This window comes from Evansella cellulosilytica DSM 2522, assembly GCF_000177235.2.
GTDB lineage: Bacteria > Bacillota > Bacilli > Bacillales > Salisediminibacteriaceae > Evansella > Evansella cellulosilytica.
Window position 1 is genome coordinate 2,560,131 of record NC_014829.1, and the last position, 21,495, is coordinate 2,581,625.

Here is a 21,495-nt window from a genome sequence, read left to right on the forward strand (position 1 = left end):
TCCTTAGAAAGGAGGTGATCCATCCCCACCTTCCGGTAGGGATACCTTGTTACGACTTCACCCCAATCATCTGTCCCACCTTCGGCGGCTGGCTCCAAAAGGTTACCTCACCGACTTCGGGTGTTACAAACTCTCGTGGTGTGACGGGCGGTGTGTACAAGGCCCGGGAACGTATTCACCGCGGCATGCTGATCCGCGATTACTAGCAATTCCGGCTTCATGCAGGCGAGTTGCAGCCTGCAATCCGAACTGAGAGTGGCTTTATGGGATTCGCTCGGCCTCGCGGCTTTGCTGCCCTTTGTACCACCCATTGTAGCACGTGTGTAGCCCAGGTCATAAGGGGCATGATGATTTGACGTCATCCCCACCTTCCTCCGGTTTGTCACCGGCAGTCACCTTAGAGTGCCCAACTGAATGCTGGCAACTAAGATCAAGGGTTGCGCTCGTTGCGGGACTTAACCCAACATCTCACGACACGAGCTGACGACAACCATGCACCACCTGTCACTCTGTCCCCCGAAGGGGAACGTCCTATCTCTAGGAGTGTCAGAGGATGTCAAGACCTGGTAAGGTTCTTCGCGTTGCTTCGAATTAAACCACATGCTCCACTGCTTGTGCGGGCCCCCGTCAATTCCTTTGAGTTTCAGCCTTGCGGCCGTACTCCCCAGGCGGAGTGCTTAATGTGTTAACTGCGGCACTAAGGGTATCGAAACCCCTAACACCTAGCACTCATCGTTTACGGCGTGGACTACCAGGGTATCTAATCCTGTTTGCTCCCCACGCTTTCGCGCCTCAGCGTCAGTTGTAGGCCAGAAAGTCGCCTTCGCCACTGGTGTTCCTCCACATATCTACGCATTTCACCGCTACACGTGGAATTCCACTTTCCTCTCCTACACTCAAGTCCCCCAGTTTCCAATGACCCTCCACGGTTGAGCCGTGGGCTTTCACATCAGACTTAAGAGACCGCCTGCGCGCGCTTTACGCCCAATAATTCCGGACAACGCTTGCCCCCTACGTATTACCGCGGCTGCTGGCACGTAGTTAGCCGGGGCTTTCTGGTTAGGTACCGTCAAGGTGCCAACCTATTTGAATGGCACTTGTTCTTCCCTAACAACAGAACTTTACAATCCGAAGACCTTCATCGTTCACGCGGCGTTGCACCGTCAGGCTTTCGCCCATTGCGGATGATTCCCTACTGCTGCCTCCCGTAGGAGTCTGGACCGTGTCTCAGTTCCAGTGTGGCCGATCACCCTCTCAGGTCGGCTACGCATCGTTGCCTTGGTGAGCCATTACCTCACCAACTAGCTAATGCGCCGCGGGCCCATCTCACAGTGTTAGGATAAATCCCAACTTTTACAATAGAACCATGCGGTTCCGTTGATCATCCGGTATTAGCTTCGGTTTCCCGGAGTTATCCCAGTCTGTAAGGCAGGTTGCCCACGTGTTACTCACCCGTCCGCCGCTGATCTCATAAGAGCAAGCTCTTAATTGATCCGCTCGACTTGCATGTATTAGGCACGCCGCCAGCGTTCGTCCTGAGCCAGGATCAAACTCTCCAAAAAATTGTTGAGTTCGATGTCTCTGACATCAAGCCAAATTTTGGCTAATTTTTAAATCTTATTGACGGGATATCCTTTCATCAATCGTATATACGACCAATGTGTCTATCCCACTTCGCTTGGCTTTTTGTTTAGTTTTCAAAGGTCAAAATTCATGTTGTTGTTTTTGCAGCAACTCTTATACTATATCAGGATAACAATTTGCTGTCAACAACTTTTTTTGTGTTAATGTCATTATACTTTTAACGACAGATTTATATAATATCACAATCCAAGTTTTCACGTCAATAATTATTTCAATAAAATTTATGAAAGTTGTTATGAAATAACTTGGACATTTAATATAACATGTCTCGACAACGTGATGCAAAGGTAACTTTTGGAATTTTTTTATTTTCTATTTTCCACGATGAAGCTTCTTATACAGTACAAGTTATTTCATGCAAGTAGTATTATAAATAGTAACTCTCCCTTAAATAATATCTCCGTGTATCGAGGACTCGAAGGCATCTAATTAGCTAATATTAAGTTTTATCACAACATACTAATTCCCAAAAGTTTTATCTCGTTCTATCATTATAATATTAAAACTAATTGGAATAGCTAATTAAAAAGATCAACCTTAAAGTGATTCACTAAAAAGTTAATCTAGTTATTACATATTATATAGAAGAAAAATTTATCCCTCTTCTGTAAAATGAAAAGAAAGAATGAGTGAGTAGGTGTTATCTTCATCAAAATTGATCACTACATTGAGCACTTGATTATTCTCTTTATTTTCAGCACTATAAGTCACATGGTTTTCTGTACTGTACGTATAACCAATGTCAAATCCGTTACTGTTTATCGTGTTTTCATATAAATCGCTTAACTCTTCAATATTTCCACTTCCTGATAAGTATACATTAATAGCATTGTAGTTGTCCTCAGTATAAGAGGTTACCGAATCTGTTTTTGCGTTTTCTGGTATTGGTATAAATGCTGGAAAATCTTCTGGGATTTCTGTACTCCCAAATGTTACTTCAACATTCTCTCCTTCTCCATCGCTTACATTCATTTGAAATCCATCGGTTTCGTCTCCACTAAAATCAAACGAAGCTTCCCCATCCTCGTCCCTTATTGTGAGATCAAACTTATCGTCATCTACATTAATATCCACTTGATCAAGAAATGGAATGTTAAAACAACCAGCTAGTAAAGAAGTTGTGAACATTAAAAGAATAATGAATTGAGTCCTTTTATTCATACATAATACTCCCTTATTTTAAATTTTTGTTACAAGTGACTATTATTGTTCAATTATATATTGCAATCTTATTGAAACTGCTTCGCCATCCTTCCTTTCAGCATGAATGTGAAACCCTTCTCCTATATCTTGATTATGACAAGCTAGGTTGAATAAATTACTCAACAAATTAGAAGATGCTATTTCACAGCCATTTTCTACCGCAGTATTATCATAAAGAGGTTTCAGTTCTTCAAATTCAACATTCACTACAAGCCTCACTTGAATAATGTGATGCATATCATCTGTATGTTCAGAAATATCCTCAATTACCGCACCTTCCGGAATTGGTATAAATGATGGAATTTCCTCCGGCATTTCTAACCCTTTATCAACGAGGTCTCCTTCTTTACTTTCCACATTAATACTCTCATTGTTACCCACACTAGCATCCGTATTTTCTGCTGAGACTTCATCAAGTTCTTCTTCAGTCTCCTCCTCTACATCACCATCTGTATCTCTTTCATCTAACTCATTCGTTGAAAATGTCTCATTTATATCTCGGTTGCGATCCTCTTCCGAGCTACATCCGAAAAGTAATAAGAATGCGACATAAATCAGAGTATAAATAAAATATTTGCTCATGTTATCCCCCCTTTATTTTCCACCACACTATACTAATACACGAATGTTAAAGAGAGGTTAAATAACATAAATTAAATCAAAAAAACGTAATAACAGCTTCGTGAAGCTGTATTACGTTTTTTCTATTAATGCAACAAAATAGCAAGTTTTTCACTTTTTTAGTGGACTCACTAATAATCGGGTAGGTAATTTGTCACGAGGTTTGTTGCCTGAATCTAGACTTAGATTAGAAAATTTATATTTTTTCTTTATAAAATAGAGACTCAAAAAATTCATTTTTACCTATTTTATGCAATTGTGTGTAGACGCCACATTCACTTGAAAAAGCCCACTACAATTTGTAGTGGGCTCGCGGCGAGTGTAAACATTGCCAGTACTTTTAGTAGCTTACGGGTCACACTCTTATCATTTTTTAAATTTTATAGCATCTACTTAAATCACTCGAACTGTTACAATACCTTCAATCTCACTCAATTTGTCTATTAAGCCTGGAATTGTTTCGCCATTTACTTTGTTGTCTATATCGATCATTGTATAAGCGTACTCTCCACGACTTCTATTCACCATGTCTGCAATATTTAAACTATAGTCTGATATTGCTGAAGTGATTTGACCAACCATATTAGGTACATTTTGATGGAAAGCTGCTACACGGCGTTTACCTGTATATGGTAAAGATGCATTTGGGAAATTTACAGAGTTTTTGATATTTCCAGTTTCCAAAAATTCTTTAAGCTGTTTTGCCGCCATTACTGCGCAATTTTCCTCCGATTCTTGAGTAGACGCCCCTAAATGCGGGATCGGGATTGCATTTTTCATTTTTAACACACGTTCATTCGGGAAGTCTGTTATATACTTTCCTACTTTCCCATTTTCAAGTGCCACTGCCATATCCGCTTCATTTACGAGTTCTCCACGAGAGAAATTTAATATGTGTACATCTGGCTTCATTAGTTTAAATGTTTCTTCATTAAACATCCCTTTAGTATCATTTGTTAATGGTACGTGCACAGAAATGTAATCAGCATAAGCAAATAATTGTTCAATCGACATCGCTCTATGAACATTTCGGGATAAATTCCAAGCTGTATCAACGGATATGAAAGGATCGAATCCGATAACCTCCATATCTAAATCTAAAGCATCGTTTGCAACTAGTGCACCGATAGCACCTAAACCGATAACACCTAACGTTTTCCCTTTAATCTCTTTTCCGACAAACTGCTTTTTCCCTGCTTCCACAAGCTTAGGAATTTCCTCACCTTTATCTGCTATTGTATTAATCCAAGAGATACCATCGAAAAGGTTACGTGAAGAAGCAATTAAAGAAGTTAATACGATTTCTTTTACTGCATTTGCATTAGCTCCAGGTGTATTAAAAACTACTATACCTTTCTCTGTACAATTATCTACCGGAATATTGTTTACACCAGCACCAGCACGCGCAATCGCTTTTAAATTACTATCAAAATCAATACTATGCATGTTATAGCTTCGAACTACAATAGCGTCAGGACTGTCGCTCGTGTCATCTATTTTATATTTATCCTTGCTAAATACATCCAATCCTCTTTCCGCTATATTATTTAACGTCTTTATTGTACTTACCTTTTCAACAGCATTTACACTCATCTTAATATCTCCTCTTTCACTTTATTTTTATGCCCTCTACGGGATTTCGTTCAGATTCCCAATTAAGTATGCTCAGTAATTAACAAAGTCAAAAACATTGATTTACGATGTAACAGTAAGATTATGAAATATATGAATGCTCAATTTACTATGTTACCTCACGCCTTGATGTATTAATCCCCCCTCAAAATATACATAAAGAGGTAAGGGGGGAATTCCCTTACCTCTGCCCAGGCGAACGGCTTTTCGATACTATGTGCTCCCCTACGGTTATCCGCTTTCGCCAGTTACACATAGCCTTTTGATTTCTTTCATAGTATCAAAATGTTCAGTAAACTTCAATAAAAATTTTTAATTATTTATTCGCTTTTTTAAAAGTTCTGTAACATCAAGATTATATACTTTTAAAAAGGGAATAGTTACTACAAGGAGGGAGAGTATGAGCAAAGACATGATTTACGGAAATACACCTTGTTTTTTAGGGAGTGAAAATTTAGTTAACTCACCTAACAAAGAGGTAGACGTTGTTTTTTATGGTGTTCCTTGGGAAGGCGCTGTTACTTGGGGTGATTATACTGGATGTGAACTTGGTCCGAAGGTGATGCGTCTATGTTCAGCAAGATACAGCGGTTATTTACCTGAACTTGATCATATTAATATAACTGATCATCTTACACTTGGTGATTTAGGAGATGTTTCTGTAGTACCTGCAGAACCAGAAAAAACGAAAGACGAAATTAAAAATTTCGCTAAAAATGTATGGAAAACGAATACATTTCCAATTGCGCTTGGTGGAGACCATGGAATTACATACCCTATTATAGAAGGTCTAATTGAAGCAAAAAACAAAAGGGTAGGTATTATTCATTTGGATGCCCACTATGACAACAATAAAAGTTCTGAAGGTGACCCTTATGGGCGTGGTGCTCCATTCGCCCGTCTATATGAAACAGAAGGTGTTCGAAATGAAAGTATCGTACATTTTGGAATTCACGGTCCACGAAATAAACCCGAAAATGGGAAACTGGCAAAAGAGGTAGGCGCAACAACATTTACGATAAATGATGTTCGCTATTCTTCAGACTTACGCGAATTGACTAAGAAAGCTTATAACATTGCTGCCACTAATACTGATATTGTGTATTTAAGTATTTGTAGTGATGTACTTGATCATGCTTTTAACCCTGGTGGACCTGTCGATGGGAATGGCTTAACCGCACATGAATTACTTACGATCATTTATGAAATCTGTAAGCAAGGAATTGGTGGAATGGATTTTGTAGAAGTCTACCCTCATCAAGACAACAATGATTTTAGCTCACATTTCGCGTCTACTATTGTACTCTATGCTTTAGCTGGTGAAATACGTCATCAGGAGCAGATGAACTAAAAGAAAGCCTGTTAAAATTAGGCTAAGTTAAACTTTGTTGTTGACTTCCTCTTCAGGACGCTTTTTTGCATCTATTATAGACGAGATATGTTATCGATTTTGAGAAAGGAGCCCCTTAGGTCAGGCTACTTGCGGCAAACTTACACGGAGGGTTTGCAGTCTCAGCATGGACCTATATTTTCGGGGGATGTTTCTGTTGAGGTTAATAAATTATGTAGAGTCGCAAAGGAAACATTCAAGGAATAAAGAAAGGTTTCAAACATAAACAAGATTAATTTATGATCATAGGTTAAAGTTTCCCGAACAAAAATTTGCTATCCCTTCATTCATTCTAGTATAATAAAAATAAAGATACAAAATATAAAAAGACTGAACGCAGCTACGCTCAGTCAATGTAACTAAAATTTGCAATAGAAGCGGTGTCAAACCTTTCTTAATATAGAAATAGCCACCTTACTTGCCGGCAGGGTGGCTATTTCTTTTTATTTATAAAGACGACAATTGATACAATTAACACTAGTAGCGCAATGAGAACTTGTCCAAATAATGCCACTAAGCTTAATGATTCATATATCGTCAAAGCATCACCCCCTTCCGTAAGGGAGTTTCGCCGCCACCTTGCTTATTAGGTTTTAGTTACACTTCTATTATAACAAACATACGTTCCCGTTTCTAGTAGCATACGCTATAAACAAACTTGATACAGCACTCTTCTATTTGCTCATTCGTACACATCATCTGCATTCTCATACCTTACTCTTTCCGATAAGAAGTGATCTTTCTTTTCTTGTTCTTCGTGTAATTTTTCCTGCTCTTGAGCAACCTCACCTAAACCAAACTTTTTATTATTGTTAAGTTGCTTATGTACATTTCCGTCTCGGTTAACTTCTGACATTTTCACTTTACCTCCTTATGAAAAAATACAGTTTTACTTAAACTAGAATTTGTAGATAATCACTATCTTATTCCAGAGAATAACTAAACGAAAATAAAAGCGATGAAATTTTTCTCAACCTCCTATTAAAGTTCTAGTGTGGTTCACCTATTTACTATATGTAGAGAAATTTTCACATTATAAATTTTACATCTTAAAAAAAAAGGAGCCCATAAGCTCCTCTTAATAAATTGTATAGTTATCTGTTAGAGTATTGCTCTACTATTTCTCCATTCTTAGAAATTCCATAAATCGTTACTTCATCTAAATTGTCATCCTCTGAAATATAGTACCAAAACCTTTCACCATCACCATAATCAATGATATTTCCTGAAACTTCCTTATCAATGTTATGAATCGTAATGACAATTTCATCTATCTCTTCATTTAAAAGTTTACCATTCAATAAACTTTGATAGCTTGTGTTCGCATAGTCATAGTTAGAATAGTTCCAGCCCATAGGATGTCTTGCTGAAATATGTGACGAAGAACCACCACGTACATTTTTCCAACCAAAAAAAGTTTCCTTTACAAGAACGCTTCCAAAGCTAGTGAGTGTTCCACCACCATGTTCGTAAAAAGCAAGTGCCTCACCATGATCTAACATTTCTATATGAACGACTTCCATCATTGGCCACGATATTTCATTTACTACGTTTTCTATTTCCGTAATATCATCCTTTATGATATTCATTCCTATATACATTAGCGCAACAATAACAATGGTAGCTATAAGTAAAACCATCCTTTTTGTCTTATGGCGCCATATAATATATAAAGAGACAATGAAGAATAACACCACTAAAACATACTTAAGTGAAACTGGTGTATGCTGACTTTCATCATACATCCCAACTTTTTCGTTATTAACATCAATAACGTGAAAGGTATGCTGAAATCCATCACTAGTCCGCGCGTTAACTGGAGGTATTTTGACGCTTTGGTACACTATTTCAACATGAGGGTCTTCTATTATCTTAGATGGTACAAAAAAATCTATAATTACACTACTTCCTGCATCAATTTCAGCAAAAGAACCTCTTACTTCCTCTACTTCAATAAGTATCGATTGACGATCGACATAAAGCTCTTCGGGGTTAGGAGAAAATACCCAATCTTCCCCAACGCTATCAATCTCTAATTCACCCGCAAAATGTTTAATGAACATTTCATTTTCTTCAAATGTATGAATCGATTCGTTTTCTATTTGTAGAAATACACGGTAGCCGTCTCTCTCCTCTATCTTTCTTTGTATCTCAATATTATAGCCTTCTTCCGTTACATTTTTCATACGACTTGCCGAAGATGGGAATCGGTCAATGTCGCTATCAAAAAGTGAAAGTAGATTTGGGAATAATAAGATGAACAATAACAAACTAACAGACACGACAGCAATATAGTATTTTAAGGAATGGGTTTGTTTACGGATGACATTGCCATTCATTTTTTCAATATCTTGAAAAATCCTTTCTTTTAAGCGGTGTTTATCCTGTCTGTGCCAATCACTTTCATCATCAACTGACATTAAAGTTCTATCTAAATCATCTCGTTTCTTCATAGCATAGTTCCCCCTTCCCCAGCTCATGTTGGAGTAATGGCATCGCCCTGTGTAGAGTAACCTTTACTTTATTTTCAGACCACCTTAAAACTTCACTCGCTTCTTTTACAGAAAATCCTTTTATTTTTCTAAGAATAATTACTTCTCGATACGGTGCCTTTAACTTTCCCAATGCTCGATATATTTCTCGAACGCTTTCTTTCATATTAATTACCTCTTCAGGAAGTGGAGAGGTATCTTTTTTATTCAGTAGTACGCTTTCTATTATTCTCAAGGGCTTACTTTTGCGTAAATAATCGATTGTAACATTATGTGCAATTCGAAATAAGTAAGTCCTCACTTTAGATCTTCCTTCAAATGTGTCGATACTTTTAAAGGCCTTTATAAAGGTTTCATGCATTAAATCCTCTGCCTGCTCATAATCTCTAGTCATCATGCAAATATATTTAAAAACAGAGTCACTATATTGTTCATACCATCGCTCTAATTCTATTTTTTTATCAAAAGACAAACGAACACCCCCACTCAACAAGATTCTATATTCAGACGAATAGCTCATAAAAAAGGTTACATGATTATAAGATTTATATAAAAAGAGTTCTATGTTACAATTGTATCAACAAACAAATCATGAGTCTGCAACTGCAGCAGAGGTTCTAGCTACACCCTCTATAAAAAACTAAGGAGACGATACCTACCTTAAGCATCGTCTATTTTTTATTTTTTTGGGTGAGTAGAATTCTCTTTTTCATATTGAAAGGGGGATTTTTTTATGAATAAAAATAAAGTCATTGTTGTCTTTAGTGGTGGACAAGATAGTACAACTTGTTTATTTTGGGCACTAAAAAAATATGATGAGGTAGAAGCGGTAACATTTGACTATCACCAGCGTCATAGTGAAGAGATACAAGTAGCTAAAGAAATCACTTCTGAACTAAAAGTAAAACACCACATTTTGGATATGTCGTTATTAAACCAGCTTGCACCTAGTGCATTGACAAGAGAAGAAATTGTGGTCAAGGATGGAGAAGCTGGCGGATTACCATCTACATTTGTACCTGGAAGAAATTTAATATTTTTATCGTTTGCCACTATTTTAGCGAGGCAAATAGGTGCCAAACATATTGTCACTGGTGTTTGTGAAACAGACTTTAGTGGTTATCCTGATTGTCGTGATGTATTTATAAAGTCACTAAACGTCTCACTAAATTTATCTATGGACGATCAATTTGTCATTCATACCCCTCTCATGTGGCTTGATAAATCTGAAACGTGGAAACTCGCTGATGATCTTCACGCGCTACAATATGTTCGTGATAAAACGTTAACTTGCTACAACGGTATCCGTGGCGATGGCTGTGGCGACTGCCCTGCCTGTAAACTTAGAAAAAAAGGCTTAGAGAAGTACTTAATTGAAAAGGAGAATTGATCATGTTTGGTTTTAAAATAGTTGAAAATCTACAAAAAATGGATAAGGATATAGTAAGAAAAGACTTAAAGTATCATAATAAACGAGTGTTAGTAAGTAAAGAGTTTACTTTTGATGCAGCTCATCACCTTCATAGTTATGAGGGGAAGTGTAAAAATTTACATGGCCATACTTACAAGGTAATTTTTGGCATCAGTGGTCATGTTGATGAAATAGGACTTGTGATTGACTTTAGTGACATAAAACAAATATGGAAAGAGCAAATTGAGATTTATCTTGATCATCGTTATTTAAATGAAACACTTCCAAAAATGAACACAACTGCAGAGAATATGGTTGTTTGGATCTTTGAGAGAATGGAACATGCACTACAAGCATTTCCAAATAAATGCAGAGTAGAATTTGTTAAACTTTTTGAAACGCCTACTAGTTATGCAGAAGTGAAGCGAGAGTGGATGATCGATGTATAAATTTCCTGTACTTGAGATTTTTGGTCCAACTATCCAAGGCGAAGGCATGGTTGTAGGAAGAAAAACGATGTTTGTGCGTACAGCAGGTTGCGACTATAGCTGCAGTTGGTGTGACTCCGCATTTACTTGGGATGGTAGTAGTAAAGAAGATATTAAACAATTAACAGCCGATGAGATTCTATGTCGCCTCAAAAAGGATGGGGGGAAATCCTTTGATTATGTTACAATTTCTGGTGGAAATCCCGCTCTGTTCTCCCACTTAGATGAACTCATAAATTTATTACACAGCGAAAACGTAAAGGTTGCACTTGAAACACAAGGTAGCCGTTGGCAAGAGTGGTTTCTTAAGATAGATGATTTAACACTCTCCCCAAAACCACCTAGTTCTCAAATGATTACGAATTGGAAAATTCTTGACGAAATCATCGGTCATTTATCATCCAACAATCGTCTGCAATATACTAGTTTAAAAATAGTTATTTTCACAAATGAAGATTTGACCTATGCAAAAAAGATACATGAACGTTTCCCTCACATCCCCTTATATTTACAAGTTGGAAATGAGGATCTAGACGAGGATAATGAAGAAAGGCTTATGAAAAAGCTACTTGAAAAATATAAATGGCTAGTTAACGAGGTAATGGTATCCTCAACACTCAATAGCGTGCACGTTCTTCCACAGCTTCACACTTTGTTATGGGGGAATAGACGTGGTGTTTAATATAAAATAACGATTCAATTTCCTCCACTTTTTCATTAAGAAATAATGGGGGAATTTTTTTGAGTAAATTATTTCCCTGGTAAGCGCATGATTTGACAAAAATTATCTAAACATTTAAACAATTCGACACAATCCATGCTCATACACCTATTTAAAGCTGCATAATAGGAATGTGTAAAATGATATAAATGAAACAAAGCAATAAAGAATTATATTAAAATAAAATAGAAAGTACTTATTAACGGTTACCGTAACCGCTACGGGCGAAATAATATACCGCGATAAGAATTTTATTTCACCGAAACTAATAGAATAATAGGGGGAACCTATTATGAAATGGAGTGAAATGATGAAAAGGCTGATTAAAATAATTACGCTAGTCGCTTTATCATATTTATTGTATGCCTTTATATTTGGCGTTGTCATATTTTCTTTTCATGAACCGAATAGCTCCGATAAGTCTATCAATACGATGAGTCAATTGGTAGGTAGTGAAGTCTCAAATGATCGGGTTGCACTTATTGAAGGTCGAGAAGCATCTTTCGTCTCGCGTATTAATCTTATTGAAAATGCCCAACAGTCTATTAAAATGACTTCTCATTCTGTTCATCATGGTGAATCTACCGACATTTTATTTGGTAGTTTATTAGAAGCGGCCGATAGAGGTGTACAAGTTCAAGTTTTATTAGATGGCATCTTCCATAACTTAAGAGGAAGCGCTAGAGGTGTTCATTATGCTTTTTATGAGCATCCCAACATTGAAATTAAATTATATGAACCACTTTCACTCGCACGACCTTGGACATGGAATAACCGATTACACGATAAAGTCCTCATTGTTGATGACCAAAAAGCAATGATTGGAGGAAGAAATATTGGTGATAAGTACTTTATAGATGATTACGAAGGTGGTAATCACGATAGAGACGTGGTGATCATAAATAACGAGCAACGTAGTTCCAATAGTGGTGTAGAAGAATTAAACAACTATTTTTCAAAAATATGGGATCACCAATATAGCCAACATACGATTAGCAACCTCTCATATTTTCAAAAAAGTAGAGCTAATGGAAAATCTGAGTACTTAGCGGAAAATTTATTAGAGCAAAAAGCTAAACAACCTCATTTATTTCATCAAGATATAGATTGGATAGAGACATCTTTTCCAACAAAAAACATTACGCTTATTTATAATCCGATAGAAAGAATGAACAAGGATCCAATCGTATGGAAGCAAATTAGCTTATTAATGGAAGAAGCAACACAATCTGTCCTAGTTCAAAGCCCGTATGTTATACCTACAGATGAGATGCTTCAAAATTTAAAAAAAGAAAATATAACTGTAGACGATATCGTATTATCTACTAACTCGTTGTCCAATTCTCCAAATGTATTTGCTATTTCGGGATATTTGAATAATAGAGAGAGATTGGTTAATGAGGGCGTTAATATATTTGAATACCAAGGGCCAGAAGCAATTCATGGAAAAACGATCGTATTTGATCAACAACTAAGCTTAGTAGGTTCATTTAACATCGATGCAAGAAGTAGCTTTCTAAGTACAGAGACGATGGTAGTCATTGATAGCGAGGAGCTTGCAAAAGAAATTGAACAGCAAATTTCAGATAACCATCTTTCTAACAGTTTAAAGGTCAATGAACAAAATGGCTATGTTTCAAGCCTCTCAATTAAAGAAAGTGATGTACCATTCCTAAAGAGAATTATCGTTACCACACTTTCTTTATTTACCCGCTCTTTTGATTTTATGCTTTAGCAAAACATTATCATACGAGTAGTTAATTCAAGATGATCATTAGTAGCCAGCTGCCATACGAGTGGCGGTTGGCTTTTCGTATACCCTTAAAGCCAAAATTTTAAAGTATGAGAAACGAATGCTATAATAATGGAACATAGAAAACCATGAATACATAGATATGAACAGGAGTTGTCGTCATTGAATTTCTACGAGGAAGTAGTCAAACAGAAGGAACAATTACTAAAAGACTTAACAAGGCTCTTGAAAATCGAGAGTACGAAAGATCTATCATCCTCCTCAGAGGGACAACCGATGGGGAAAAATATCGCCGAAGCATTAGATTTAATGTTAACATTATCAACACAACATGGCCTTCATACAGAAAATAATGAAGGGTTTTATGGCTATGCCGAATTAAAGAACTCGGATAACGATGATTATATCGCTATACTTGGACATTTAGATGTTGTCCCTGCAACTGGTGATTGGACTTCTCCACCTTTCGAGCCAACAATTAGAGACGGTAAACTATTTGCTAGAGGGGCAATCGACGATAAAGGTCCGACAATGGCCGCTTTTTATGCCTTAAAGATGTTAAAAGAGCTTAAAATGCCCATGAAACGAAACGTCCGTATCATCTTTGGAACAGATGAAGAAAGTGGGATGAGTTGCTTAAAGAAATACCGTGAAATCGAGCATTCTCCAGTTGCTGGCTTTGCACCTGATGCGACATTCCCAATCATTCATGCTGAAAAAGGCCAAATAAACGCAAGGTGTAACCTGAATTTTGATAACGAAACTGAAAGTATGACATCAAATGACACACTCATTTCTTTTCAAGCTGGTACGAGACCAAACATGGTCCCTGAATCAGCCACTGCTGTTATTAAAGATCACGATCAAGCTATCGAACAACAATTTATTCATTTTTTAGAAAAGCATCAGCTAGAAGGAGAGTACTTTCATCATAGTGGTAACATAACGCTCAACTTAAAAGGCCTTTCTTCTCATAGTATGGAACCACATAAAGGCATTAACGCTGGTATGTATTTAGCACAGTTTCTCACTACTTTGTCCTTAAACAAAAAAGCAAAGGCCTATCTTTCATTCGTTAACTTATTTTTTGAAGATCATTTTGGAAAAAATATTAATATTGATCATGAGGATGATATAACTGGACCATTAACTATAAACCCTGCGATTTTTAGTTTCGAAGAGGGATCGAGTTGTTTTGTACATTTAAATATTCGATACCCTGTATCAGCAAATTTTGATGCAATTGAGCAAAAGCTTTATACGTTACTTGAAAAATACCATTTTTCATTCGGAGACATTCGAAATAAAAATCCTCATCACGTTGATAAAAATACAGCTATGATAAAGTACTTACAAAAGGCTTATGAAGAAGAAACGAGTGAGGAAGCTACCCTACTTTCTAGTGGAGGTAATACGTATGCAAGCCTATTGCCAAACTGTGTTGCATATGGTGCTGTTTTTCCTGGTAAGGTGATGACTGCCCATCAAAAAAATGAGTATATAGAAATTGAAGATCTATTAAAAGCTACGGCAATTTATGCAAGAGCAATATCTTACTTAGCAAATATCGAATAAGAAAAACAGTTCACATCTCTTGCTGTGAACTGTTTTTCCTTCTTCTATTAATATGAGTACAATTCTTTTCTATTTATTCTGATTGCACATATTCTTCCCTAATAACGGCTTTTTGCCACTCTAATTGTTCAGTATTACCTTTATCATCAGATTGTATTTGAAGTTTCATGTTCTCATCTAACGCGGTATCGTTTCTTTTCAAAGTACTTCCCTCCGTTTTTTTATGGGATTTTAACAATTCTCCATGTTGATTTAGTTTTACATCTAAAAATTGACTAATTTCTAGCAACAGTGGGTCATTCATCGTACCTAATCGTTCCTTCGCTTTGTACATTAGCTTCTTTAGAAACACAATATCCCGACTGATACAATATAAAGAATTATTTTTGTCCAAGCCCAAACTACATTACCCCCTTTAATAATAGGAGAATATTCGGTAACTGGCTGGCTTCTTCTAGATGAAGGAAGCCCCTATAGCTTTGCGTCACCAACTTTCGATGGTTTTGCCGTTTCGTATTACTTGTAATTTGGAATTGACCCATAAAATAATAAGAAGAAGGTCTTAGTTCATTATACACAATTATCTAAATATTCCGCAATATAGTGTGTGACTTTTTTTATTAACTAAATCTTTCTTTTTGATAACTCCTCCGTTATGTATAACAATTCAGATTTAATTTCCGCCGCTCTTTCAAACTCAAAAGCATTTCTAGCAAACTTTAGTTCCTCTACTAAAAGGTTATAACGTACTTTTAAGTCTTCATTTGTTTTCTCTGATAGATGAATCATTTTTTTTAAGCTTGGGTCTACTTTATACATCTCTATTCCCCTCTCCATCTACTTTAACAGCATCTCATGCATCATCTTTTCTAATTGCTTATATCTTCCATATTCGACAAACATTGACCGAATCCTTCAATAACTTGCTTTTTGTTATATTATTAAAACATACAAACTCTAGCCAACGTTTAAAATGTTTGTCAACAAAAAAGGGAACAGACTAATGACATAAATACATTACTCTGTTCCCCAGTATAATTTTAGCTTTGTTATTTATTCGCAGCTTTACATACGTCACATGTTACATTCGCACCACTTATCGAATATGTTGAGATACAGCTAGGACACATCCATTTACCACATGACTTGCATTTTCCCCCACTCGTAGATCTGGAAGCGCTATCAAAATTCATCGTTTCACAGCAAACAACACAGCTCCCCAAATTCACGTCACACCCCCCCTTTCATAAATAAATTAACGAGATCGATTTACTGACCTCTTACCCCTACTAATATTATAACAGGGAAAACGGTTGAACATGTTAAATTCACTGAAATTTCAGTTAAATAATCTTTGAAAATTTGTGAATCATTGAACATACACGTGTTAACATTGTATACAACATGTGCACCAGTTAAACTATTATTCATTATTTTTTTCAGCTGGACTTGCTTCAACTGCAATTTCATATGCTTCTAATATTGCTTCCCGCTCGGTTGGGTCGGTTATTCCTACAAGATATTGAGCGTGGGTATCCTCTTCAATACGCATGAGAAGTGCCTCATAATCACCAGTAATGAGAGCATAAGATTGCCCATCCATCTCAAACAGTGCTTCCACGTTAAAGTCTTTGTGATTTCCCTTATCATCCTCTATTGTAATTTGATCCCGTATATTTTCAAAATCCATGGACTTGCCTCCTTATAATTAGTTAAACTTATCATTTCCTAACAGGTTAAGAATATTGCAAACGAAGTAAACAATTGACTGTTTCGGTAATTGTTATATAAATATTTCCACGATATGGAACGGACATGTTATGATAATCTGTACAAACTATAAAAAAAAGAAAGAGTGAAATACATGCGTTATTTTAAACCTGACTTTTTATTTGAGCATTTTTCTGGCATTACTATCAAATGGCTAAAAGAAAACAACATTACTCATATTTTTTCAGATTTAGATAGCACATTAGCTGCTCATGATCAACATGGTACAAAAGAGTTTGAAGCATGGCTTTCTCAACTAAGAGAAAATAACGTTCAACTTGTTATCCTTTCTAACAATAATCAAAGCCGAGTTGATATTTTTACTGAACCTTATAGAATCGTCGGATATGGAAAAGCAAATAAACCTGCTACAAGTAAAATACAACGTATTATGGATGAAGTAGGTGCTAAATCGGAAACGAGTTTATTTTTAGGAGATCAATTGTTTACAGATGTTTGGTGTGGAAAACGATTAAAGATGATAACAGCACTTGTCCATCCAATAGAACCGGAGCATGAGCCATGGAACGTATCTTTAAAACGAAAAGCAGAATCGGTCATTCGCCGTGGTTGGTGATTATTTTACATTAAGAAAGACGCAACAGGACAATAATTCATGCAGGTAGAACATCCGCTACACTACTATATTAAATCGACGTAAATGAACTTCATACATTAATGAAGGTGTACTCCAAAGGTATAAATCAACCTTTGGAGTACACCTCTTGTTTAATTTAATGGGACATAACCTGTCTCCTCAATAATATATTGACCTTGATCCGAAAGAATCCAATCAATAAGCTTTGCTACATTTGGGTTTTCAGTCCCCGCAGTGATCGCATAAAACTCCGAGGCAATAGGGTAACTGCCATTTCGTATTGATTCTTTATCAGGATAAACACCTTCAACAGCTAAATGACGTATTTGTTTGTTTTGAACCATTTCTGTTGAAAAATATCTAAAAGAGTATCCAATTGCATTACGATAATTTCGATAGCTTGATGTTTCCGTTATAATACCTCCCATACCTGAAACGATATCCTCGGTTGGTGGAGCCATTAATGGGATGTCTCCCATCAAGTTTTCTAATGCAGTTTGACTACCACTATCAGCAGGCCTTTGAAACGCTCGAATGTCATGATTATTTCCTCCTAGTTCGCTCCAATTAGTAATATCTCCTGAATATATTCCCTGAATTTCTTCAATCGAAATATCTTCTACATTATTTCTAGCGTTAACAAAAAAAACAAAGGCTTCTCTTCCAATTGGTGTTAGCTCCAATTCTACCCCTAATCGCTCTGCTGCGTTCAGTTGACCTTGCGATGGGCCAGCTGCAAAAATGATATCTGCATCACCATTAAATAAACTTCTATATGCTTCACCAGTTTGATTAGACATTACCTCACTATCATAAGGAGGGTAATCTTTTTCCGGATAAGTCGCTTGTGCAAAAGCAGCATACACAGGATACAATGCTGTTGCCCCATCTAGTACGGGCAAATCGCCTTCAAGCTGGAGTGTAGCCGGTTCATCTAATGTGATAACTTTACTTTCTTCCCTAAAGGGAACATATTCCCACAAATTAAAGTCCTGTTCGCTTACTTTTCCGATATTGTTATAATAAACTTCTCTAACCTGAAAAGTAACCGTGATCACTAAGCATAAACTAAGGAAACTAGTTAAGGCTATTTTGATTTTTTTTCGTGAAAAAAGCTGGAATATATGCGCGATAAAGAAAAGTAAAAGACCTAACGCTATAATTGGTACTATATACAAATAAAATCGAAACCCCATTAACAAAGCAAAAACAGTAATAATAACTGTAGCAAAAGAAAGTCCAATAGCTACACCGATAATACTGAAAATTTTAAGAGTCATGCTTGATTTCATGTTATATTTCTCCCTCACAATAATATATGAAATATTTGGTAACTAACTATCTATTCGACTTTTTACTACGATTACCTCTATATTTTTCTACATTTTATATGAAATTTCACTTATGAAAGAGGAACAAAAAAATACTTTAACCGACTTTTCCAGTTGGTTAAAGTATTTTCTGACAAAAAGTATGAATTAATTACTCTCCTCCACCAAACTCATCACCGCTACCGCCTTTATTAATATCTACATAATCTTTATCCATCATTTTATCATGCTCGTTCATCCCTTGCTCTGGCTTCATAAATTTACTAAAAGCATATGCCTCATTAAAATTGTCTCTATATCTGGAGTTCAAAAATGCGAGTAATGTTAAACCAGTCAAAAAAATTAATAATTTAACGCTTCTCACCCCATTTAAAATGATCTTTTATACTCTTATATTCAAAATAATAGAACATATGAATAATACATGCTTTATATTTAATGCTATTTGTCATGAGATAAAAACATTTGCGTATAAATGAATAAGAAAAACGAATACTTAACCTCTGCTAAATATTCGTTTTCAAAAAATGACGAGGAGATTTCCATGGCACACTATATTCAAAAATACTTTCTTCAGCCGCAAGAGAGCAATATCATTGTCGTACCTAAAGATGCTAAGTTATTGTCTGCTCATAATTTAAAGGGTGAGGTCGTCATTTACGCACTCATTAATTCCACGCTACCGCCAACGATACGTTATGATATTCGCGTATATGGAGTAAGACATATTATTCCAATTGACTTATCTCATTATACTTATTTAAATACTGTCCGAATGCTTGAAGCGAGTGTTGTTTTCCATGTATTTTTTCGAAGAATCTCATAATATTTGTATGTTTAAGCTTGAGCTGTAATTGGATGATAGACCTTTTCCGGATAAAGACTTTCACTCTTCGCTTTTACAAATAAAACACTACTCTCATCTTTTACTACCGTACTTTTTAGTGAAGACGAGAAAAAGTCAGGTGTAAAATGAAAAATAACTCTTTTAGTTTGTTCACTTGCGATTTTGCTTAAAATAGATAATACATCGACCTTATATTTACTTACGATATCAAACACTTCTAGTTCACTTCCCGAATGGTGATAGATGATAATGACATCTTCTTCAACTAAATAATAAATATCGTTTGGGAATACGTTTAAGCAATAAAACATAAATATTCCTTCTGTATGAAGAGTACCAAAACGCTCAGATATCATAGTCCGATTTGTTGCTAATGAATATAGATGAGCTAGTTCCGTTTTGCTTCCTCCTAATTTTTTTATCTCCACGTATTCTATGTTTTTCACACAAAAATCCATACTATATTGATATTGATCTACTCTCTTAAATCCAAATCTCGGATAAAAATCAAGCACTGACTTATTAGCAAATAAATAAAATATATCCACAAAGTGTTCGTGTTCGTTTATAACCTTTTTTACAAGCTCTGAAGCTAGACCTCTATTTCTATATAAAGGGTCTGTCATCACTGTACCAAGCTGCACAGCTTTCATTTTTTTACCACTTATTATTAGCTCGAGAGTATTCATAGAGACATTTGCGACAACTCTTCCTTCGTCCACATAAGAGACCGGTATGTAGCTGCTTGTCCAAAATCCATATTCATACCAGCTTTCGAATTTTATACCAAATGTTTCATAAGCAAGTTCAAAAAAACTAGCTCTCAATTTATCGTCAAATTTATAGTCTGTAATTATTTCCACTAGTTTTTCGCCCTTTCGTTAAATAAGAGAATTTATAAAATCTACTACAGCACTAAGCGTAGTATCTGCGACTCCACTTAGACGTCTACTCTTAAAGTGCCAATCACCACTTCGAGTCAAACTCTTGTCTAGCATAACAGTTATTTCGATGCCTAATGAGATATTTCCTCTTTCTAAACGAAAAAACACTTTTAAGTGTATTGTTAGTGAATATAGTAATAACCTTTGTATTTCTCTTTTCAGATGCTAAATAATATCGTACAATATAGAGCAGATGTATGGAAGAGGTGAAGGCTGATGCCAAACGATCTATTTATGTGGATAATCGTCCTATGGTCTATTTTTTTGGCAGGAACGGTTGGTATCGGAGGATTCTTTATGTTTCGTAAGTTTTTAAAAAGAATGCCCAAGCAAGATGGAAAATCTATTCTTGATTGGCAAGAGCATTATATCAATGAAACGAGACATTTATGGTCTGAAGATCAAAAAGAATTTTTAAATGAATTAGTAGAACCTGTACCCGAACTATTTCGCGACATTGCGAAGGGAACAATTGCTGGTAAAATCGGAGAATTAGCTTTAAAGGAAAACGTAGACAGCATGACTGATGATATTATTATAAAAGGTTACATATCGGCTACTCCGAAAAGAGATCATAAGTTTCTTGTGAAAAAACTGAAGGAAAAAAATATAGACATCAAACAATATGAAAGTTATTTCCAAAAAAATTAAAGCCGAATATTAGTAAAAGAGGGCTAAGTGGCTTCACTCGCCACACATTGCATAAAGGAAGACTCAGTAGGTATAATGATCCTATTGAGCCTTCCTTTTTCTTACGTACAGTTTTCTTATTTGTATTAGGTTCGAATCCCAAAATTTATTTTGGGAAACCATTGTTATTCATATTGCTTATGAGACAACATCATATCCTTGATCGTCAATTTCTGACTTCAACTTATCTAATGACACTTTACTATCTTCAAATTGAACTGTAACATTATTTTCTTCTAAGTTAACCTCAGCCGAAACAACACCATCAACGCTTTTAAGTGCTCCTTCTACAGCTGATTTACAATGCCCACATGTCATACCATTAACTTGAATAACTTCTTTTTTCATTCTATTCACTCCTTAATATGCTCTTCATGTTTTATGA

Annotated in this window: 22 protein-coding genes, 1 rRNA gene and 3 riboswitches; of the genes, 9 read left to right on the plus strand and 14 right to left on the minus strand. The window is 35.9% G+C overall.

The window, feature by feature from the left end; translation table 11 throughout:
* Nucleotides 1–7: 7 nt before the first annotated feature.
* The 4 genes from BCELL_RS11710 to BCELL_RS11725 all read right to left on the minus strand — a co-directional run bounded on the left by BCELL_RS11710 (nt 8) and on the right by BCELL_RS11725 (nt 5,061).
* Nucleotides 8–1,562, minus strand: a 16S ribosomal RNA gene (locus BCELL_RS11710).
* Between the two features lie 676 nt (nt 1,563–2,238).
* A complete protein-coding gene (locus BCELL_RS11715) occupies nt 2,239–2,805 on the minus strand; it encodes a hypothetical protein (protein WP_013488958.1) in 567 nt (188 codons plus the stop codon).
* 42 nt (nt 2,806–2,847) lie between these two features.
* The gene (locus tag BCELL_RS11720) at nt 2,848–3,429 is read right to left on the minus strand and encodes a hypothetical protein (protein ID WP_013488959.1); all 582 of its coding nucleotides are present in this window, start codon (nt 3,427–3,429) and stop codon (nt 2,848–2,850) included.
* 432 nt (nt 3,430–3,861) lie between these two features.
* Nucleotides 3,862–5,061, minus strand: a complete 1,200-nt coding sequence (locus tag BCELL_RS11725; protein WP_013488960.1) for a phosphoglycerate dehydrogenase — start codon at nt 5,059–5,061, stop codon at nt 3,862–3,864.
* Between the two features lie 221 nt (nt 5,062–5,282).
* Nucleotides 5,283–5,362, minus strand: a riboswitch (ZMP/ZTP riboswitch).
* A gap of 138 nt (nt 5,363–5,500) precedes the next feature.
* Here BCELL_RS11725 and BCELL_RS11730 point away from each other — a divergent pair.
* Nucleotides 5,501–6,451, plus strand: coding sequence for an agmatinase family protein (locus BCELL_RS11730; RefSeq protein ID WP_013488961.1), 951 nt, complete (start codon nt 5,501–5,503; stop codon nt 6,449–6,451).
* Between the two features lie 472 nt (nt 6,452–6,923).
* Here BCELL_RS11730 and BCELL_RS22990 read toward each other — a convergent pair whose 3' ends face one another.
* The 4 genes from BCELL_RS22990 to BCELL_RS11745 all read right to left on the minus strand — a co-directional run bounded on the left by BCELL_RS22990 (nt 6,924) and on the right by BCELL_RS11745 (nt 9,454).
* On the minus strand, nt 6,924–7,031 hold the full coding sequence (locus BCELL_RS22990) for a putative holin-like toxin (RefSeq protein WP_041808243.1): 108 nt from the start codon (nt 7,029–7,031) through the stop codon (nt 6,924–6,926).
* Between the two features lie 141 nt (nt 7,032–7,172).
* Complete coding sequence (locus tag BCELL_RS22610; RefSeq protein WP_013488962.1) at nt 7,173–7,346, minus strand: hypothetical protein; 174 nt, start codon at nt 7,344–7,346, stop codon at nt 7,173–7,175.
* Between the two features lie 238 nt (nt 7,347–7,584).
* Complete coding sequence (locus BCELL_RS11740; protein ID WP_013488963.1) at nt 7,585–8,943, minus strand: hypothetical protein; 1,359 nt, start codon at nt 8,941–8,943, stop codon at nt 7,585–7,587.
* Complete coding sequence (locus BCELL_RS11745; protein WP_013488964.1) at nt 8,927–9,454, minus strand: RNA polymerase sigma factor; 528 nt, start codon at nt 9,452–9,454, stop codon at nt 8,927–8,929. The genes BCELL_RS11740 and BCELL_RS11745 overlap by 17 nt, the downstream gene beginning before the upstream one ends.
* Before the next feature lie 133 nt (nt 9,455–9,587).
* Nucleotides 9,588–9,632: riboswitch (PreQ1 riboswitch) on the plus strand.
* Nucleotides 9,633–9,715: 83 nt separating this feature from the next.
* Here BCELL_RS11745 and queC point away from each other — a divergent pair.
* From queC to pepV, 5 genes are all read left to right on the plus strand, one after another.
* Nucleotides 9,716–10,372, plus strand: a complete 657-nt coding sequence (queC, locus tag BCELL_RS11750) for a 7-cyano-7-deazaguanine synthase QueC (RefSeq protein ID WP_013488965.1) — start codon at nt 9,716–9,718, stop codon at nt 10,370–10,372.
* 2 nt (nt 10,373–10,374) lie between these two features.
* On the plus strand, nt 10,375–10,842 hold the full coding sequence (gene queD / locus BCELL_RS11755; protein ID WP_013488966.1) for a 6-carboxytetrahydropterin synthase QueD: 468 nt from the start codon (nt 10,375–10,377) through the stop codon (nt 10,840–10,842).
* Nucleotides 10,835–11,563 carry a 7-carboxy-7-deazaguanine synthase QueE gene (gene queE / locus BCELL_RS11760; RefSeq protein WP_013488967.1) on the plus strand — a complete coding sequence of 243 codons (729 nt, stop codon included), beginning with the start codon at nt 10,835–10,837 and terminating at the stop codon, nt 11,561–11,563. The genes queD and queE overlap by 8 nt, the downstream gene beginning before the upstream one ends.
* A 331-nt stretch (nt 11,564–11,894) precedes the next feature.
* The gene (locus BCELL_RS11765) at nt 11,895–13,337 is read left to right on the plus strand and encodes a phospholipase D-like domain-containing protein (RefSeq protein ID WP_013488968.1); all 1,443 of its coding nucleotides are present in this window, start codon (nt 11,895–11,897) and stop codon (nt 13,335–13,337) included.
* Nucleotides 13,338–13,517: 180 nt separating this feature from the next.
* Complete coding sequence (gene pepV, locus BCELL_RS11770) at nt 13,518–14,930, plus strand: dipeptidase PepV (RefSeq protein WP_013488969.1); 1,413 nt, start codon at nt 13,518–13,520, stop codon at nt 14,928–14,930.
* A gap of 73 nt (nt 14,931–15,003) precedes the next feature.
* Here pepV and BCELL_RS11775 read toward each other — a convergent pair whose 3' ends face one another.
* The 3 genes from BCELL_RS11775 to BCELL_RS11785 form a co-directional block, all read right to left on the minus strand.
* Nucleotides 15,004–15,330, minus strand: coding sequence for a hypothetical protein (locus BCELL_RS11775; protein WP_013488970.1), 327 nt, complete (start codon nt 15,328–15,330; stop codon nt 15,004–15,006).
* Between the two features lie 32 nt (nt 15,331–15,362).
* A riboswitch (cyclic di-GMP riboswitch) is annotated at nt 15,363–15,448 on the minus strand.
* Nucleotides 15,449–15,554: 106 nt separating this feature from the next.
* Nucleotides 15,555–15,749 (minus strand): hypothetical protein, encoded by a 195-nt coding sequence (locus BCELL_RS11780; RefSeq protein WP_013488971.1) that lies wholly within the window; start codon nt 15,747–15,749, stop codon nt 15,555–15,557.
* A gap of 604 nt (nt 15,750–16,353) precedes the next feature.
* On the minus strand, nt 16,354–16,620 hold the full coding sequence (locus tag BCELL_RS11785) for a DUF1292 domain-containing protein (RefSeq protein ID WP_013488972.1): 267 nt from the start codon (nt 16,618–16,620) through the stop codon (nt 16,354–16,356).
* Nucleotides 16,621–16,794: 174 nt separating this feature from the next.
* Between BCELL_RS11785 and BCELL_RS11790 the strand changes: the two genes are divergently transcribed.
* Nucleotides 16,795–17,277 carry a YqeG family HAD IIIA-type phosphatase gene (locus BCELL_RS11790; RefSeq protein WP_013488973.1) on the plus strand — a complete coding sequence of 161 codons (483 nt, stop codon included), beginning with the start codon at nt 16,795–16,797 and terminating at the stop codon, nt 17,275–17,277.
* Between the two features lie 152 nt (nt 17,278–17,429).
* On the opposite strand, the gene BCELL_RS11795 is transcribed toward BCELL_RS11790, so the two are convergent.
* Nucleotides 17,430–18,590 carry a PstS family phosphate ABC transporter substrate-binding protein gene (locus BCELL_RS11795; RefSeq protein WP_013488974.1) on the minus strand — a complete coding sequence of 387 codons (1,161 nt, stop codon included), beginning with the start codon at nt 18,588–18,590 and terminating at the stop codon, nt 17,430–17,432.
* 583 nt (nt 18,591–19,173) lie between these two features.
* Between BCELL_RS11795 and BCELL_RS11805 the strand changes: the two genes are divergently transcribed.
* Nucleotides 19,174–19,455, plus strand: a complete 282-nt coding sequence (locus BCELL_RS11805) for a DUF7352 domain-containing protein (protein ID WP_013488976.1) — start codon at nt 19,174–19,176, stop codon at nt 19,453–19,455.
* A gap of 11 nt (nt 19,456–19,466) precedes the next feature.
* Here BCELL_RS11805 and BCELL_RS11810 read toward each other — a convergent pair whose 3' ends face one another.
* Nucleotides 19,467–20,339 (minus strand): GNAT family N-acetyltransferase, encoded by an 873-nt coding sequence (locus BCELL_RS11810; protein ID WP_013488977.1) that lies wholly within the window; start codon nt 20,337–20,339, stop codon nt 19,467–19,469.
* 297 nt (nt 20,340–20,636) lie between these two features.
* Here BCELL_RS11810 and BCELL_RS11815 point away from each other — a divergent pair, with 297 nt between their 5' ends.
* The gene (locus BCELL_RS11815; RefSeq protein ID WP_013488978.1) at nt 20,637–21,071 is read left to right on the plus strand and encodes a DUF2621 domain-containing protein; all 435 of its coding nucleotides are present in this window, start codon (nt 20,637–20,639) and stop codon (nt 21,069–21,071) included.
* Between the two features lie 177 nt (nt 21,072–21,248).
* Here the strand turns inward: BCELL_RS11815 and copZ are convergent, their stop codons facing one another.
* Nucleotides 21,249–21,458, minus strand: coding sequence for a copper chaperone CopZ (copZ, locus tag BCELL_RS11820; protein WP_013488979.1), 210 nt, complete (start codon nt 21,456–21,458; stop codon nt 21,249–21,251).
* Nucleotides 21,459–21,495: the final 37 nt, after the last annotated feature.